The organism is Reyranella sp. (genome assembly GCF_004297265.1).
Classification (GTDB): Bacteria; Pseudomonadota; Alphaproteobacteria; order Reyranellales; family Reyranellaceae; genus Reyranella.
The window spans coordinates 54,395-71,264 of sequence record NZ_SCUT01000019.1 but is presented as its reverse complement, the minus strand read 5'-3'; the positions used below and the strand labels follow the sequence as shown (position 1 = coordinate 71,264).

The 16,870-nt window shown below is 67.0% G+C and carries 12 protein-coding genes and 1 pseudogene; 6 read left to right on the top strand and 7 right to left on the bottom strand.

Translation table 11 applies throughout. The features are described 5' to 3' along the window. Positions 1 to 40: 40 nt before the first annotated feature. Positions 41 to 1,252 carry an acetyl-CoA C-acetyltransferase gene (locus EPO41_RS06825; protein ID WP_296322290.1) on the bottom strand — a complete coding sequence of 404 codons (1,212 nt, stop codon included), beginning with the start codon at positions 1,250 to 1,252 and terminating at the stop codon, positions 41 to 43. Positions 1,253 to 1,405: 153 nt separating this feature from the next. Next, a complete protein-coding gene (locus EPO41_RS06820) occupies positions 1,406 to 2,554 on the bottom strand; it encodes an acyl-CoA dehydrogenase family protein (RefSeq protein WP_296322288.1) in 1,149 nt (382 codons plus the stop codon). 125 nt (positions 2,555 to 2,679) lie between these two features. Between EPO41_RS06820 and map the strand changes: the two genes are divergently transcribed. Next, on the top strand, positions 2,680 to 3,426 hold the full coding sequence (map, locus tag EPO41_RS06815; RefSeq protein WP_296322286.1) for a type I methionyl aminopeptidase: 747 nt from the start codon (positions 2,680 to 2,682) through the stop codon (positions 3,424 to 3,426). A gap of 151 nt (positions 3,427 to 3,577) precedes the next feature. On the opposite strand, the gene EPO41_RS06810 is transcribed toward map, so the two are convergent. Next, positions 3,578 to 3,865: a hypothetical protein gene (locus EPO41_RS06810; RefSeq protein WP_296322284.1), complete on the bottom strand. Its 288-nt coding sequence runs from the start codon at positions 3,863 to 3,865 to the stop codon at positions 3,578 to 3,580. Positions 3,866 to 4,067: 202 nt separating this feature from the next. On the opposite strand from EPO41_RS06810, the pseudogene EPO41_RS06805 reads away from it, so the two are divergent. Then, positions 4,068 to 4,319: pseudogene (locus tag EPO41_RS06805) on the top strand (M24 family metallopeptidase); the annotation flags it as partial. A gap of 23 nt (positions 4,320 to 4,342) precedes the next feature. Here EPO41_RS06805 and EPO41_RS06800 read toward each other — a convergent pair. From EPO41_RS06800 to EPO41_RS06785, 4 genes are all read right to left on the bottom strand, one after another. Next, positions 4,343 to 4,909, bottom strand: a complete 567-nt coding sequence (locus tag EPO41_RS06800) for a hypothetical protein (protein ID WP_296322280.1) — start codon at positions 4,907 to 4,909, stop codon at positions 4,343 to 4,345. Between the two features lie 66 nt (positions 4,910 to 4,975). After that, positions 4,976 to 6,490, bottom strand: coding sequence for a 3-hydroxyacyl-CoA dehydrogenase (locus tag EPO41_RS06795; RefSeq protein WP_296322277.1), 1,515 nt, complete (start codon positions 6,488 to 6,490; stop codon positions 4,976 to 4,978). Positions 6,491 to 6,574: 84 nt separating this feature from the next. Beyond that, positions 6,575 to 8,482 (bottom strand): propionyl-CoA synthetase, encoded by a 1,908-nt coding sequence (locus EPO41_RS06790; RefSeq protein ID WP_296322274.1) that lies wholly within the window; start codon positions 8,480 to 8,482, stop codon positions 6,575 to 6,577. Between the two features lie 89 nt (positions 8,483 to 8,571). Continuing rightward, complete coding sequence (locus EPO41_RS06785; RefSeq protein ID WP_296322271.1) at positions 8,572 to 11,748, bottom strand: cytochrome P450; 3,177 nt, start codon at positions 11,746 to 11,748, stop codon at positions 8,572 to 8,574. 133 nt (positions 11,749 to 11,881) lie between these two features. Between EPO41_RS06785 and EPO41_RS06780 the strand changes: the two genes are divergently transcribed. The 4 genes from EPO41_RS06780 (at position 11,882) to EPO41_RS06765 (ending at position 16,827) form a co-directional block, all read left to right on the top strand. Next, the gene (locus EPO41_RS06780) at positions 11,882 to 12,400 is read left to right on the top strand and encodes a hypothetical protein (protein WP_296322268.1); all 519 of its coding nucleotides are present in this window, start codon (positions 11,882 to 11,884) and stop codon (positions 12,398 to 12,400) included. A 67-nt stretch (positions 12,401 to 12,467) separates the two neighbouring features. Then, positions 12,468 to 13,436 (top strand): tripartite tricarboxylate transporter substrate binding protein, encoded by a 969-nt coding sequence (locus EPO41_RS06775; RefSeq protein WP_296322265.1) that lies wholly within the window; start codon positions 12,468 to 12,470, stop codon positions 13,434 to 13,436. Positions 13,437 to 13,490: 54 nt separating this feature from the next. Beyond that, positions 13,491 to 15,380, top strand: coding sequence for an acyl-CoA synthetase (locus EPO41_RS06770; protein WP_296322262.1), 1,890 nt, complete (start codon positions 13,491 to 13,493; stop codon positions 15,378 to 15,380). A gap of 85 nt (positions 15,381 to 15,465) precedes the next feature. After that, complete coding sequence (locus EPO41_RS06765; RefSeq protein ID WP_296322258.1) at positions 15,466 to 16,827, top strand: SrfA family protein; 1,362 nt, start codon at positions 15,466 to 15,468, stop codon at positions 16,825 to 16,827. Positions 16,828 to 16,870: the final 43 nt, after the last annotated feature.

The following is a 16,870-nucleotide window of genomic DNA, read 5'->3' as shown; positions in this document are numbered from 1 at the left end:
TCGAAGCTTGAAGAAGAGCGCCACTGGAGTGGCGCGCTCCTCAGACGCGCTCGATGATGGTGGCGGTGCCCATGCCGCCGCCGACGCAGAGCGTGGCGAGGCCGGTCGAGAGGTTGCGGCGCTCGAGTTCGTCGAGCAGCGTGCCGAGGATCATCGCGCCGGTGGCGCCCAGCGGATGGCCCATGGCGATCGCGCCGCCGTTCACGTTGATCTTGTCGTGCGGCATCTTGAGGATCTGCATGTAGCGCAGCACGACGGCGGCGAAGGCCTCGTTCAGCTCGAACAGGTCGATGTCGCTCGCCGACATGCCGGCGCGCTTCAGCGCCTTCTCCGAGGCCGGCGCCGGACCGGTCAGCATGATCGCGGGCTCCGAGCCGATCGAGGCGAAGGAGCGGATGCGGGCGCGCGGCTTCAGCCCCGCCTTCTCGCCGAACTCCTTGGAGCCCACGAGGATCGCGGCGGCGCCGTCGACGATGCCCGACGAGTTGCCGGCATGGTGCACGTGATTGATCTTCTCGACCTCGGGATAGCGCTGCTGCGCCACCGCGTTGAAGCCCGGCATCATCTCGCCCTGCATCTTGAAGCTGGGCTCCAGCGCGGCCAGCGTCTGCATGGTCGTGGTCGGGCGCAGGAATTCGTCATGGGCCAGCAGCTCGATGCCGTTCTGGTCGCGCACGGGGACGATCGACTTCTTGAAGTAGCCGGCGTCCCAGGCGGCCTTGGCGCGCCTCTGCGATTCGACGGCATAGCTGTCGACGTCGTCGCGGCTCATGCCGTACTTGGTGGCGATCAGGTCGGCCGAAACGCCCTGCGGCACGAAGTACATCGGGATCGCCACGGCCGGGTCGACCGCCCAGGCGCCACCGTCCGAACCCATCGGCACGCGGCTCATGCTCTCGACTCCGCCGCCAATCGCGGCCTGGCTCTGGCCCGACATGACCTGCGCCGCCGCCATGTTGGTGGCTTCGAGGCCCGAGGCGCAGAAGCGGTTGACCTGCACGCCCGAGACGGTCTCGGCATAGCCCGCCATCACCGACGCGGTGCGCGCGATGTCGGCGCCCTGCTCGCCGATCGGCATGACGCAGCCCAGCACGATGTCGTCGACCAGGTGCGTGTCGAGATTGTTGCGGTCTCGCACGGCCTGCAGCGCGGTGACGGCCAGGCGCACCGGCGTCACTTCATGCAGGGAGCCATCCTTGCGGCCCTTGCCGCGCGGCGTGCGGACGGCGTCGTAGATGTATGCGTCGGTCATGTCGGTCTCCTATTCAATGTCCAGATTACCCTTTGACCTCACCCTGAGGAGCGGTCCGCAGGACCGCGTCTCGAAGGGTGGGAACTAGTCTTGGTGTTGCCCATCCTTCGAGACGCCGCGCGAAGCGCGGCTCCTCAGGATGAGGATGAAAAGTCAGAGCGTCCGCCCAATCAGTTCCTTCATGATCTCGTTGGTGCCGCCATAGATCTTCTGCACGCGGGCGTCGGCGTAGAGGCGGGCGATCGGGTATTCCCACATGTAGCCGTAGCCGCCGTGGAACTGCAGGCACTCGTCGATCAGCTCGCACTGAAGCTCGGTCGTCCAGTACTTGGCCATCGCCGCGGTCGCGACGTCGAGCTCGCCCTTGAGGTGCTTCGCCACACAATCGTCGACGAAGACGCGCGCGATATGGGCCTTGGTCTTGAGTTCGGCCAGCTTGAAGCGCGTGTTCTGGAAATCGATGATCTGCTTTCCGAAGGCCTTGCGCTCCTTCACGTAGGCGAGCGTGTGCTCCAGCGCGGCCTCGATCGCGGCCACCGCCTGGATGGCGATCACCAGCCGCTCCTGCGGCAGCTGCTGCATCAGCTGCACGAAGCCCATGCCGGGCCCACCCAGCAGGTGATCGGCCGGCACCCGCACGTCCTGGAAGAACAGCTCCGACGTGTCCTGCGCCTTCATGCCGATCTTCTCGAGATTGCGGCCGCGCTTGAATCCTTCCGTCTTCGTCTCGACGGCGATCAGCGACGTGCCCTTGGCGCCGAGCTTGGGATCGGTCTTGGCGACCACGATCACCAGGTCGGCGAGCTGGCCGTTGGAGATGAAGGTCTTGGAGCCGTTGATGACCCAGTGATTGCCGTCCATGACGGCCGTCGTCTTGACGGCCTGCAGATCCGATCCCGTCCCCGGCTCGGTCATCGCGATGGCCGTGACCAGCTCGCCGGAGCAGGCCTTGGGAATCCACTTCTTCTTCTGCTCCTCGGTGCCGTAGTGGAGCAGGTAGGGGACCACGATGTCGTTATGGAGCGAGAAGGCCGGACCCGACGCCAGCGCCCGTCCCTGCTCCTCGATCATAATGGCGCTGTAGAGGAAATCGCCGCCCGCGCCGCCATAGGCCTCGGGCATGGTCATGCCCAGCAGCCCCTGCTCGCCCGCCTTGCGCCACAGCTCGCGCGGCACGATCCCCTCCTCTTCCCACTTCATGTGGAACGGGGTCACTTCCTTCTCGAAGAAGCGCCGGCAGGTCTCACGGAACATCTGGTGTTCTTGCGTGTAATGCGCGGCCAGAGCGGCAGTCACGAGCATCGTCCTCCAACGATCGGTAGGGTCAGTCTTCTTGAAGGGACTGTGAGCCGCCGGCGGTTCGTCCGCCAGCCCAAGGTAGGTAGTTTACCTTTACGTAAACGTCAACGGCGGTTAGGAGGGTGACCATGACCATCGAAAATGAAGACCAGCTGGAGAAGCTGCGCACCGTCGGTAAGCTGGTGGCCCGTACCCTCACCGCCATGGGTCAGGCGCTGGAGCCCGGCATGACGACCCGGGAACTGGACAATCTCGGCCGCGCCCTGCTGGAGAAGGAGGGCGCCCGCTCGGCCCCCGAAGTCACCTACGGCTTTCCGGGCGCGACCTGCATCTCGGTGGGACCCGACTGCGCCCACGGCATTCCCGACGACACGGCGATCAAGGCCGGCGACCTGATCAACATCGACGTCTCGGCCGAGCTGGACGGCTTCTTCGGCGACACCGGCGCGAGCTTCGCCGTGCCGCCGACCAGCCCCAAGATCGAACGCCTCTGCGAGGATGGACGCCGGGCCATGTGGGCCGGCATCCGCGCCGTGAAGCCGGGCGCGCGCCTGAACGAGGTTGGACGGTCCATCGAGACCTTCGCCCGGAAGAAGGGCTACAGCCTGGTGCGCAATCTGGCGAGCCACGGCGTCGGCCGGTCGCTGCACGATGAGCCCTCGCAAATCCCCACGTGGTACGAGAAGCATGACCGCCGCCGCATCACCGAAGGCCTCGTCTTCACGATCGAGCCGTTCCTGTCGCTGGGCGCTGATTACGTCGAAGAAATGGATGACGGCTGGACACTGCGCCCGCCCGGGCACGAGGCGACGGTGCAGTACGAGCACACGCTGGTCGCGACGCGACGCGGGCCGTTGATCCTGACCCTGGCTTGAGCAGCGCGCGCTACTTGACCGTCGGACAGGGGCGCGACGGCAGCCGCGAGTCGCAGACGCTCTCGACGTACGCAAACGTCGACTTCCGGCGCCAAGAGAACGCGGGACCATCGCCCCGCGCTCTCCCTGCCGAAACCTAGAGATGCTTCGGCTACTGCGCCGCTACCGACGGGGCCGCCGGGACAGGGATCTGCTGGCGCTGCAACACGCTCTTCAGTTGCGCGACGCCCGCGGTGTAGTTGCCTTTGCGACACTGTTCGAGACCCATGTCGGCATCCAGCATCTTGCTGTAGGCCGAGGTTCCGTTGTGTTTTGCCCAGAGGCCGTGAAGCTGCTGGCAGCGTGCCATATTGTCTTCGCCCGCTTGCGCGAAGACGGGGCTTGCCCCAGCAACAATGACAAGCGCGCCCGCGAGCGCCGAGAGTGTATGTCTGATCATTGTCCGCATCTCCAGTTGGATGTGAGACACCCGATGTGGGATGCGGACACGCCTCGGACGAACAAGGAGAATTCAACGACCTCGCAAAAAATAACCTGATGTTACCCGGCGTATATCAATCGTCGCGGCGGTGAGTTGGTATCGAACAGCGACGCTTCACTCCACCGTCGTCGCGCTCAATCCCAGCATCGCGCGGCGGCGCAGCCACGGTGTCGGGCGGTCGCTACACGACGAGCCGTCGGAAATTCCCACCTGGTACGAGAAGCACGACCGCCGCAGGATCACGGAAGGCCTGGTCTTCACGATCGAGCCATTCCTGTCGCTGGACGCTGACTACGTCGAAGAATTGGACGATGGCTGGACGCTGCACCCGCCGCTACATCAGGCCACGGTGCAGTACGAGCATACGCTGGTCGCGACCCGTCGGGGGCCGCTGATCCTGACGCTGGCCTGAGCGGCGCCGCTATTTGACCGGCGCTATTTTACGGTTGGGCAGGGCCGAGACGGCAGGCGCGAGTCGCAGACGCTGACGCTCTCGATGTACTTCTTCATCGTCTCCAGCCGCTCGGGCGTCGGGACCGACCGCACGGCGCGCTGCACGACGTAGAAGCTGTCGTTGCCCTTGATCGCCTTCAGCATCGTGGTCTCCGGCTTGCCTGTGGACGCGAGCAAGGGACAGCGCAGCAGGACCGTGGCGGACTCGTAGCCGTTCACCTTGCCGCTTGCGACCGGCGTGAGTGTGCTGCCCTTGCACGCCTCGGCCCACTGCTTCTGCATCAGGGCGAGAAACTGGGACGGCTCCAGGTCCTTCCGGCTCAGGAAGACCTGAACCGTGACCATCTCCGTCCAGTTCTGCACCGTCTCGGCCGCCGGGACGAACTCCTGCATGTTCATGCCGTTCTTCGAATCCTTGAAGCCCAGCTTGAAACCCTGCGGCACGCCGACGAGCAGGTTCTCGTTCTTGAGCTGCTGGGCCTGTCCGGCTCCGGCGGTGGCGTAAACGATCAGCGCGAGGCCGACCGCCGTCCATATACGTCGCTTCATCGGGTTCCCCTGCAAAGTCTGCAGGGGATTGAACGGCGATTCGACGACACTGTTCCTTGCCGATCTCTACTCGACCGTCGTGGCGCTGAGCCCCAGCATCGCGCGGCGGCGCAGCCACTGGCTGGGGCGGTAGCGGTCGTCGCCGGTGATCGCCTGGATTTGCACCAGGATCTCGTGGCATTCCTTGACGCCCAGCCAGTCGGCCAGGGCCAGCGGGCCGCGCGGATAGTTGAGGCCGAGCGTCATCGCCGTGTCGACGTCGGCGGCCGAGGCGATGCCGATCATCGCCATCTCGCAGCCGAGATTGGCGATCATCGCGCACATGCGCTGGGCGATGAAGCCCGGCGAGTCCTTGATCACCGTCACCTTGGTGCCGGACTTGGCGAGCAGCGCCACGGTGGCGTCGCGGATCGCCGGATCGAAGCCCGGCGCCATCATGATGGTGATGCGCTTGGACACGTCACCGGTCAGGTCGACCGCGACGGTGCGCCTGGGGTCGAGGCCAAGCTCGATCGCGGTCGTGGTGCAGTCCTTGCCGATCGGCGCCACCAAGATCGGGCTCTTGCCGTCGTCGGCCGCCAGCATCTTCGCGCCGTCGGCGCTCACCAGGCCCATCAGCTTGGTGTTGTGCGTGTCCATGATGACCACGCTCGACGCCGGCACGTGCGAGGTCGGATGGTCGGCCCCGGCATCGATCTTCGCGCCCTTCTCGTCATAGGCGTACCAGCCGCCGCCGGTCTTGCGGCCGAGCTTGCCCGCCGCATAGAGGCTCTCGTGATAGGGGCTCGGCGTCATGCGCCGGTCGTGGAAGAAGCCTTCGTAGATGATCTTGCGCGCCGGGAAGTTCACGTCGATGCCGGTGAGGTCCATCAGCTCGAACGGGCCCATGCGGAAGCCGCAGGTGTCGCGCATCACGGCATCGACCTGTGACGGCGTCGCCCGGCCCTCCTGCATGATGCGCAGGCCTTCGGTGCCGATCGCCGTGCCGCCGAGATTGACCAGGAAGCCCGGCGTGTCGCCGACCACCACGGGCACGCGGGTCTGGCGCTTGCCCAGCGCCACCATGGCGTCGACCACCCATTGCGCGGTGTCGGCGGCACGGATGACCTCGACCAGCTTCATCAGCGGCACGGGATTGAAATAGTGCATGCCGCAGACGCGGTCGCGATGCTTCAGCGCGCGTGCGATCGAGGCGATGCGGATCGACGAGGTGTTGGAGGCCAGGATGGCGTCGGGCGCGATCACCGCCTCGAGCTCGCCGAACAGCTTCTGCTTCACCTCGAGATTCTCGAACACCGCCTCGACGACGACGTGGCAGCCCTTGAGATCCTCGATTTTCTCGGCGACGCCGAGATTGGCCTCCGCCTTGGCGAGGTCAGCCTCGGTGAGACGGCCCTTGGCGACCAGGCCCTTCAACGTGTCGAGGATCGCGGCCCTGGCCTTTGCCGCACCGCCCGGCGCCGCGTCGAACATGATGGCCTTCATGCCGCCCTGTGCGGTGACCTGGGCGATGCCGCGGCCCATGGCGCCCGTGCCGACGATGCCCACGGTGAGATCGGCGCGGTTGATGTCGAGAGTCATGCGTCTTTCCTTCTTGCCTTTGGAGCGCGCCACTCCAGTGGCGCATCTTCCTTCACTCATGAGCGCCACTGGAGTGGCGCGCTCCTATGATTTGTTTGCGAACCCGGCCGTCTTCAGGCCGTCCTTGATTTCATCCAGCACCGCCGGATCCTCGATCGTGGCCGGCAGGATCCAGGGCTGGCTGTCGGCCATCTTCTGCATGGTGCCGCGCAGGATCTTGCCGGAGCGCGTCTTGGGCAGCCGCTGCACGACCAGCGCGCTCTTGAAGAAGGCGACGGGACCGATGCGGTCACGCACCATCTGCACGACCTCCTTGGTGATCTCCTGCGGCGGCCGGTTGACGCCGGCCTTCAGCACCAGGAAGCCCAGCGGCACCTGACCCTTCAGGTCGTCGGCGATGCCGATCACCGCGCATTCGGCGACGTCGGCGTGGGCGCCCAGCACCTCCTCGATCTGACCCGTCGAAAGGCGATGGCCCGCAACGTTGATCACGTCGTCCACGCGGGTCATCACCGAGACGTAGCCGTCCTGGTCGATGAAGCCCGCGTCGCCGGTCTTGTAGTAGCCCGGGAACTCGCTCATGTAGCTCTGCCGGTAACGCTCGTCGGCATTCCACAGCGTCGGGAAGGTTCCCGGCGGCAACGGCAGCTTGCCCGCCAGCGCACCGACCTCGCCCGGCTTCATCGGATGGCCGTTCTCGTCCAGCACGTCGAGCTGCCAGCCTGGCGACGGCACCGAGGTCGAGCCGAGCTTCACCGGCATCGGGTCCAGGCCCTGGAAGTTGCCGCAAATCGCCCAGCCGGTTTCGGTCTGCCACCAGTGATCGACCACCGGCACGCCCAGCAGCTTCTGCGCCCATTCGACGGTCGGCGGATCGCCGCGCTCACCGGCGAGGAACAGGGTGCGGAACTGCGAGAGGTCATAGTGCTTCAGCAGCTTGCCGTCCGGATCCTCGCGTTTGATCGCGCGGAAGGCGGTCGGCGCGGTGAACAACGCCATCGCCTTGTGTTCGGAGATCACGCGCCAGAAGGCGCCGGCGTCGGGCGTGCCGACCGGCTTGCCTTCATAGAGGATCGAGGTCGCGCCGTGGATCAGCGGCCCGTAGACGATGTAGCTGTGGCCCACCACCCAGCCCACGTCCGAGGCACACCAGTAGACCTCGCCCGGCTGCACGCCGTAGAGGTTCTTCATCGACCAGGCGAGCGCCACGCAGTAACCGCCGGTATCGCGCACCACGCCCTTGGGCTGGCCGGTCGTGCCCGACGTGTAGAGGATGTAGAGCGGATCGGTGGCTTTGACCGGCACACACGCGGCGGGCTGCGCCGATGCGAGGGCCTCGTTCCAGTCGAGGTCGCGACCCGGCACCATCGTCGCCGCGCATTGCGGGCGCTGCAGCAGGATGACCCGTGGCACCTTGTGCCTCGCCTGTTCGATCGCCTGGTCGACCAGCGGCTTGTACTGCACGATGCGCGACGGCTCGATGCCGCACGAGGCGGTGAGGATCAGTTTCGGCGCGCAGTCGTCGATGCGGCTCGACAGTTCCTTGGCCGCGAAGCCGCCGAACACGACCGAATGGATGGCCCCCAGCCGCGCGCAGGCGAGCATCGCCATCACCGCTTCGGGGATCATCGGCATGTAGAGGATGACGCGATCGCCCTTGCCCACGCCCTGCGCGGCGATCATCCCGGCGATGCGCGCCACCTGGTCGCGCAGCTCGCGATAGGTGAAGGTCTTCTTGGTGTTGGTGAGCGGCGAATCGTAGATCAGCGCCGCCTGGTCCGCGCGTCCCCCGTCGACATGCCGGTCCAGCGCATTGTGGCAGGCGTTGAGTTCGCCGCCCTCGAACCAGCGATAGAAAGGCGGATTCGTCCCGTCGAGCACCTTGTCCCAGCGCTTCGTCCAGTCGATCGCCGCCGCCTGCTCCGCCCAGAATCCTTCGGGATCCTGGAGCGACCGCGCATGCAACGCACGATATTTGTCGCCAACAGCCATGACCGGCATCCTTTGCGTTTCCGCCCTTGGCTTAGCCCCGGCCCCGGCCCGTCGCAATGTGGTTATGTGAAACCGACTCGCAGGGGGGCTTAGGCGAAGACGTCGGAAACGAAGCGCCCGTGCTCGTGTTCGACCATCTCGCCCCACTTCTGGGCGTCGGCCTCGCTGGCGCCCGAGGCCTCGCGATAGATTCGCACCAGTGTCTCGCGCACGGCCGGCGCCATGTACTGGCCGTCGCCGCAGACAAAGACGGTGCCGCCTCGCCGGAACAGTTCCACGATGCGGGCGCGCTCTTCCCATACGCGATGCTGCACGAACGAAACCTCGCCCCGCGGCTGCAGCGAGAAAGCCGGCAGCACCGAGACGACGCCCGCCTCCTCCCAGCGCGCGAGTTCGTCGCGATAGAGATAGTCGACTCCCGCATGGTTGGTGCCGAAGAAGAGCAAGGCCGGTCCAACGTCCTGGCCGCCTTCCTTCTGCGTGGCGCGTTCCTGCAGGAAACCGCGGAACGGCGCGATGCCGGAGCCAGCGCAGATCAGGATGATCGGTGTGCGGGGATCCGCCGGTGGATGGAAACGCGCATTGGAGGGGCGCACCGCGAGGGATATGCGGTCGCCCGGCTGCAGATGCGCGAGATAGGACGAGGCCACGCCGCGGAAGATACCGTTGCCCGAATAGGCCGGCGCATCGACCACGGCGACCGTCAGGGTTACATGGTCGGGCTTCCAGAGCGGCGACGAGGAGATGGAATACTGCCGCGCCCGCATGGGCGGCAGCATGTCGAGATAGGCACCGAAGCCCAGCGCACAGGACTGGAAACGGTCGAGCAGGTCGAGAACGCTGCAACGCAGCTTGAGCACCGATGTGGCGTAGGCCTCGCCCGCCATGGCTTCAAGCTCGGCCTGTTCGGGCGGACACGGCGTCGCCGCGGCAAGCGCGGCCGCCTGGGCGCGCGTCGCGGGCTGGGCCAGTTCCACGTAGTTCGACAGCAGCTCGCCGCAGCTGACCGGCCGGCCGACCGGCAGGCTGGCCGTACCGTCGCGGCGAAGCACGATGAGCGTGTCGCGCGCCAGGCCGAAGCGGCGCAGCACGCGATCGACCAGCTCCTGCGGGTTGGTCGCCAGGACCGCCAGATAGTCGCCCGCCCGATAGGTCATCCCGTCGGGCAGCGAGAATTCCAGGTGCCGCTTCGAGCGCGCGTTCGGCGCGCTCATGTCCACCAGCTCACGGTTCTCGACCACGATGCCACGTTGCAGGTCGCCCAGCCGCAGCGCACCCTCGCGACCGTCCTTGACGTACTCGACCTGCAGGCCGGACGCGGCCGGCGCGGCGGCGGCCTCCTTGCCCATCGCCTCGCGCAGGCGCGGCAGGAAGGCCGCCCACCATTCGTCGAAGGCGCCGAAGAAGTCGCCGCCCGAGTCCGTCTCGCCGCGCTCGGCGAGTCGCGTGGCGCCGGCCCTGGCGAGAGCGGCATCGACCCGCTTGGGAATCGCCTGGTAGGTGCGCGCCCATTGCCGGTTGCCGCAGCCGAACACCGCGAACCGCGCACCCGTCAGCGCGCCCTCCGGCAGCGATTCGACATAGGAAACGAACTGACGGGCATTGTCCGGCGGCTGCCCTTCGTAGGACGCCGTGACCACGACGATCGCCCCCTCGCGGGGCAGGTTGCCGGCATAATCGTCCAGGGCTGCCACGGTCGGCGTGAAGCCGTTGGCCGGCGCCTCGTCGGCGATGCGATTGGCGAAAGCCTCCGACGAGCCGGTATTGCTGCCATAGAGAATGAGCAGCGGCGTGGCGGCGGCCTCCGAAGCGGGTCGTTGCGCGGGCTGCGGCGTGAGCGGCTTCTGACGCGTCGGCGGCACGGCGCTGCGCCGCAGCGACGTTCCCGTGCGCCGCGACCGGGCGCGGATGCGCAGCCCTTCCGGCTTGAGCGTCAGCGTCTCGTGGATCTTCAGCGTGTAGGACGGGTCGTCGAGCACGAAGTCGAAGCGCTGCAGCATCAGAATGAGCACGAGCTGCGCTTCCTGCATGGCGAAAGGCCGCCCGATGCAGGCGCGCGCGCCGTTGCCAAAAGGCTTCCAGGCATTCGGCGGCAACTGGCTGGCATTCTCCGGCGCGAAGCGCTCCGGCCTGAAGGCCTCCACATCGTCGCCCCAGACCTTGGGATCGCGATGCAGCATCGGCTCCAGGACCATCACGATATCCTTGGTCGTGAGCGGGTACTTGCCGCCGAGCACGGTGTCCTTGTGCGGGCTGACGGAGAAGACCGAGGCGGTCGGCCAGATGCGCAACGCCTCCATCAGGATCTGCTCGATGTAGCGCAGCTGCGCCAGATGCTCGACCCTTGGCAGCTCCTCGCCCAGCACCTCGTCGACGAGGGCCCGCGCCTTCTGCAGCACGTCCGGATTCTTGAGCAGCAGATAGGTCGCGAAGGACAGAAGCCCGCTCGTGGTCTCGTGGCCGGCGATCAGGAAGGTGATCATCTGATAGCCGATGTTCTCGTCGCTCAGCTTCTCGCCGGTGACCGGATCGACTCCGTTCAGCATCAGGTTGAGCAGGTCGTTCTTCTCGTTGCCCTTCGGGTCGCGGCGGCGCTCGGCGATGAGCTCGCGCGCCACCTTGTCCATCAGCTCCTTGTCGGCCTGGAACTGGCGCGCCTTGGACAGCATGAGGTTGCTGAGCAGTTTCGGCCGCCGCGCCCGGTTCGAGGCCTCCTGCAGCGTTCCCACCATGGCCGACACGAAGGGATGCATGTCGTCCTGGTAGAAACTGTTGAAGCGGTAGTCGAAGGCACAGAGGGCGATCGTGTCGAGGGTGAGCCGCGTCATGTTGTCGGCGACCTCGATCACGGCGCTCGGGCCGAACCGCTCCCAGCGCACGAACATCTGGTCGGCGATGTCGAGCATCCTGTCGAACATGCCGCGGATGGCGATCGGCCCGAACGCGGGGACCAGGATGCGATGGGCCTTGGCCCAGTTGGGCTCGTGGCCATAGGCGGTGAAGAGCCCGTCGCCGGCGATCGCCCGGATTTCCTTCAGGGCCCCCTGGACGCGCTTGCCGAACCGCGTCTCGTCGCACAGTTCGTTGACCAGTTCCTGCGAGCTCGCGACATGGACATCGTGATCCATGATCGTCAGCTTGAAGAACGGCCCGTAAGTGCGGGCAAGGCTCATGAGGCTCTGCACCGGGCAGCCGCCCTGCAGCTCCGTGAGGTTACCGACGATGGGTTTCAGGGGCGGCTGGGGAACCGGTTCGTTCAGCGACATGATGCGATGCCTTTACACAGAGTTCGAGTTCCCGAGGACCAGCGGCCGACATGGTGACCCGACTTAAAATGGCCTGTCGCCTCACACCTTGTCGACGTATTCGTAAGGTCGCGAGCGTCAGAGGAGTATTTCGATGCGGAGACGTTTCCTTGCAGGGCTGATGACGGGCGGCGCGGCGACGCTGCTGCCGGCGATGGCGCGTGCCCAGGGGTGGCTGGAATACAAGCCCGAGGGCGGGCGTTTCCGGGTCGAGCTGCCGGCGCTGCCGAAGATCGCCATCGTCCAGGTGCCGATCGGCAACGGCAACACCGTGCCGATGACCGAAGCGACCTCGATCGTATCGCGGGTCGCCTATATCGCCTCCTATGTCGATTACCCGCCCACCATCACCAAGGGCGCCGCGGCCGACGTGATCCTGAGCCAGGTGCGCAACGGCGCCGCGGCCGGCAACTCCTATCGCGACGAGAAGAAGCTGCAGATCGGTCGCGTAGAGGGCCGCGAGTTCACGGTCGTGCAGGGCAACGGCAACGTCGCCGTCACCCGCATCTACTGGTCGCGCGGCCGCCTCTTCCAGCTCGTCGTCGACGGCAAGGCCGGCATCGAGAACCAGCCGGCGACGCGCCAGTTCCTCCAGTCCTTCGCCCTCGTCTAGGAACGGCTGTCGCCGCTCGCCGTCTCCCGCTATCCTCCCGGTAACAAAAGGTTCCTGGGAGGGAACGATGATCGGTCGCCGTGGGGTGACGCTGGGCGGGCTTGCCGCGCTGGCGTCGACGCGTGTGCAGGCTCAATCCACGAACTGGCCAGCCAAGCCGATCCGCCTGATCGTGCCCTACGGGCCCGGTGGCTCGGCCGACCAGGTGGCGCGACTCTATGCCGAGAAGATGAGCGCCTCGCTCGGCCAGCAGATCATCGTCGAGGACAAGCCCGGTGCATCGGGCGGTGTCGGCGCGCAGATGGTCGCGACGGCGCCTCCCGACGGCTATACGCTTCTCCTCTCGCCGACCGCGATCATGGCCATCACGCCGGCGGCGCGGAAGGTGCCGTACAATCCCGAGGACCTGGTCGCCGTTGCGCGCCTCTCGACCCCGATCCTGGTCGTCACCCTCACCAATGCGCTGGGCGCCAGGAGCTGGGCCGAGTTCGTGGTGCTGGCCAAGGCGAACCCGGGCAAATACTGGTTCGGCTCCTCGGGCCTCGGCACCATCACCCATCTCACCGGCGAGGTGCTGACCCGCGCCGCCGGCATCGAGATGCAGCACTCGCCCTACAAGACCATCGTGGACGCCACGGGCGACGTGTTCGACGGCCGCATCCAGATGGTCTTCGATCCCTCCTTCGTGCCCTACGCCAAGGCCGGCAAGGTGTTCGCCGCCTTCGTCGACCAGCCGGCGCGCCTGCCCGACCTGCCGGACACGCCGACCACGACCGAGGTCGGCCTCGACCTCAAGGGCTTCCGCGCCCGAAGCTGGTTCGGCCTGTTCGCGCCCCGGGGAACGCCCGAGGCCGTCCTCAAGCGACTGTCGGACGCGGCTGCACAGGCGGCCGCGCTGCCCGACATGAAGGAGAAATTGCTCCTCGTGGCGCAGAACGTGGAACATCAGTCCAACACCGACTTCGCGCGGCAGGTGCGTGAAGACCAGGTGTATTTCGCAAAGCTGCTGAAGGACCTCGATATCAAGCTGGAGTAGCCACGGCGCCCTGTGAGAGAGTGCCGCCACCCAGGGAGGCAGACGGAAGAGATCATGGCCAAGCGCAAGACGGGAAAAGGCAGCAGCAAGTCGAAGGCTCCGGCCAAGCGCAAGGTCGCCGCCAAGGCGAAGAAGCCGGTCCGGCGCGTCGCCAAGAAGGCGGCGCCAAAGAAGGCCTCATCTCCGAAGAAGGCTCCTGCTCCCAAGAAGCTCGCGCCCAAGCCGATCGCCCGTCCGGGCCTGCGTCGCTCGGTCAAGAGCCGCACGTCGGTGACGCGCCTCGCCGCACCGCGTCCGGTCTCGCACAAGACCGTCCTTGCCGCCCACAACATCTACGAGCGCGACCTCGACAAGACGCCTGCGAATTTCGCGGCGCTCACGCCGCTGCAGTTCATCGAGCGCACCGCCAGCGTCTACCCCGATCACCTCGCGCTGATCCACGGCGAACGTCGCCAGACCTGGGCCGAGACCTATGCACGCTGCCGGCGTCTCGCCTCGGCACTGGTCAAGGTCGGGATCGGCGTCGGCGACACGGTCGCCATCATGGCGCCCAATATTCCGGAGATGTACGAGGCGCATTTCGGCGTGCCGATGACCGGCGGCGTGCTGAACTCGCTGAACACCCGCCTCGACGCCGCGATGGTCGCCTTCATCATCGACCATAGCGAGACCAAGGTGCTGCTGGTCGATCGCGAATATCATCGCGTCGTCACCGAGGCGCTGGCGATCGCCAGGACACAGCCGCTGGTCGTCGACATCGACGATCCGGCCTGCGAGGACCGCGCGCAGATCGGCGACACGACCTGGGAGGAATTCATCGCCGACGGCGATCCCGATTTCGCCTGGGCCTATCCGTCGGACGAATGGAACGCGATCACCCTCAACTACACGTCGGGCACGACCGGCAATCCCAAGGGCGTCGTCTACAGCCATCGCGGTGCGACCCTCTCGTCCTACGGCAACGCCACGCAATGGCCGATCGGCCTGCACCCGGTCTATCTGTGGACCCTGCCGATGTTCCACTGCAATGGCTGGTGCTTCCCGTGGACCCTGGCGCTCGTGGCCGGCACTTCGGTCTGCCTGCGCCGCCCCGCCGCCAAACCGATCTTCGATGCGCTGGCCGACAACGACGTGAGCCATATGTGCGGCGCGCCGATCATCATGCAGCTCATCATCGGCGCGACGCCGGCCGAACGCCGGCCGCTGAATCGAAGGGTCGAGTTCATGACGGCGGCCTCGCCGCCGCCCGCGGCCGTGCTCGAGGCGCTGGAGAAGCAGAACTTCCGGGTCACCCACGTCTACGGCCTCACCGAGGTCTACGGCCCGGCCACGATCTGCTCCTGGCACCGGGAATGGGACGCGCTGCCCGCCCACGACCGCGCGCGGCTGAAAGCGCGTCAGGGCGTGCGCTATGCGGCCCAGGACGGCGCGACCGTGATGGATCCCACGACCATGAAAGAGGTGCCGCGCGACGGCACGACGATGGGTGAGGTCATGTTCCGCGGCAACATCACCATGAAGGGCTATCTCAAGAACCCCGCCGCCACGCGCGACGCCTTCGCCAACGGCTGGTTCCACTCCGGCGACCTCGGCGTCATGCATGAGGACGGCTACATCGAGCTGCGCGACCGGTCCAAGGACATCATCATCTCGGGCGGCGAGAACATCTCGACCATCGAGGTCGAGGGCGTGATCATCGCCCACCCCGCCGTCGCCAATGCCGCCGTCGTCGCCAAGCCCGACGAGAAGTGGGGCGAGACGCCCTGCGCCTTCGTGATGCTGAAGCCCGGCGCCACGGCAACCGCGGAGGACATCATCGCCCACTGCCGCGCCAATCTCGCGGGCTTCAAATGCCCGCGCTACGTGGTGTTCCGCGACCTGCCGATGACGTCGACCGGCAAGGTGCAGAAGTTCGTCCTGCGCGAATGGGCGAAGGCCGCTTGAGTTTGCGGCCAAACTGACGCGGTCCCTGCAGCAGCGACGGCAAACCATCGCGCCGCCATAATCGCCGGGCTATTTTCGATATCCCATGCCCGGCGAAGCAACGCTCATCGTGACAACCCGCAGCGGCGTGCGCCCGCTCGGCGTGCGCGGCGAGCCCTTGCACAATGCCGCGCCCCAGCTTCGCCGTGTGGTACGCCGGCGGCTGGGTGACGAAACCGCCGACCTGCTCGCGGATCCCCAGCTCCACGAGAACGACCAAGGCATCGACTGGTACGCTGGCTGGACTGGGCCGGTTCGCGCCGTTACCGACCTGCCTCCGGCGGAGCGCGACGCGGTGCTGGCCGCCGTCGAGCGCAGGCTGGCGGAAATCCGGCGGCTGGGCGACATGCTCGCTGGCCACGGGCCCAAGGAAGAAACCGGCGTCGTCGGCCTCTCGCTGAAGCTCGCGGCCCGCGCGCCCTCGGCCGCCTTCGTCTTCCTGGTCGGCGACCGCCCGGTGATCGTCGCCTGGGGCTACGAGACGGAAGCCGCCAGCGCGCTGCTGCCTCTTGCCCTTCCCCGGGTACCGGATGCGCGGGTCGTGGAGCGACGGCCCGTTCTCGACGTTGCGCAAAGGGCGCCGGTATCCAGGCCGCCGGCCCTCCTTCCGGCGGCCGGCATTCCCTGGTGGCGCACGCTCGCCGCCGCCCTGCCGCTCCTCCTGCTCCTGATCGCCGGCGCGTGGCTGCTGCGTAGCCTGTTGCCGGTCCCGCCCGACATGGCCATCGCGACCCGCGAGGGGCCGGATGCCCCCCCGGCGCCGGAAGCCCCGCCAGACCCGTTGCCGGCGCTGAAGGCTTCCTTTTCGGCCGAGCAGTCGCGCGAGCGCGTCCTCAAGGTCGAGCTGGGCCTTGCCGAGGCGGAGCTGAAGCGGCGTATTGCCGACTGCAAGCCGCCCGAGCCGCCGAAGCCGCCACAGGTCGCCGTCGCGCCCCCGCCGCCGGCTCCAGCCCCCGCACCGCCGAAGGTCGTCCCGCCGAAACCTGCGCCAGCGCCCGCGCCGGCCCCGCAACCGCGCAACCCGGCCGACAATCGGCTGCGCCTGCCCAATGCGCCGACCAATGATTATTCCTTCATGCAGGGCTGCTGGCGCACCGATCCCTTCCGCCATGAGACGCTGCAGATGCAACCCGGCGTTTCGTCCTACTGTTTCGATGCGAGCGGCGCGGGCCAGCTCGAATGGCGCCGTGGCCGCACCGCCTGCCGCACGCACGCCCAGGCTCGCTTCGAGGGCGCGGTCCTGCGCCTGCGCGACTCCGACTCGACCTGCAACGACGGCTCACGCTGGTTCGCCGACCAGCTCGTCTGCCAGCGCGGCGCCGACAATGTCGCGATCTGCAGCGGCCGGTCGCGCAACGCCTACGGCGCCGCCGTCACCTGGTCGGTCAACCTGCACAAGCTGAACTGACCGGCTAATGGGCGTCTGAGGTAAACTCGGTTCCGGCGCCGCG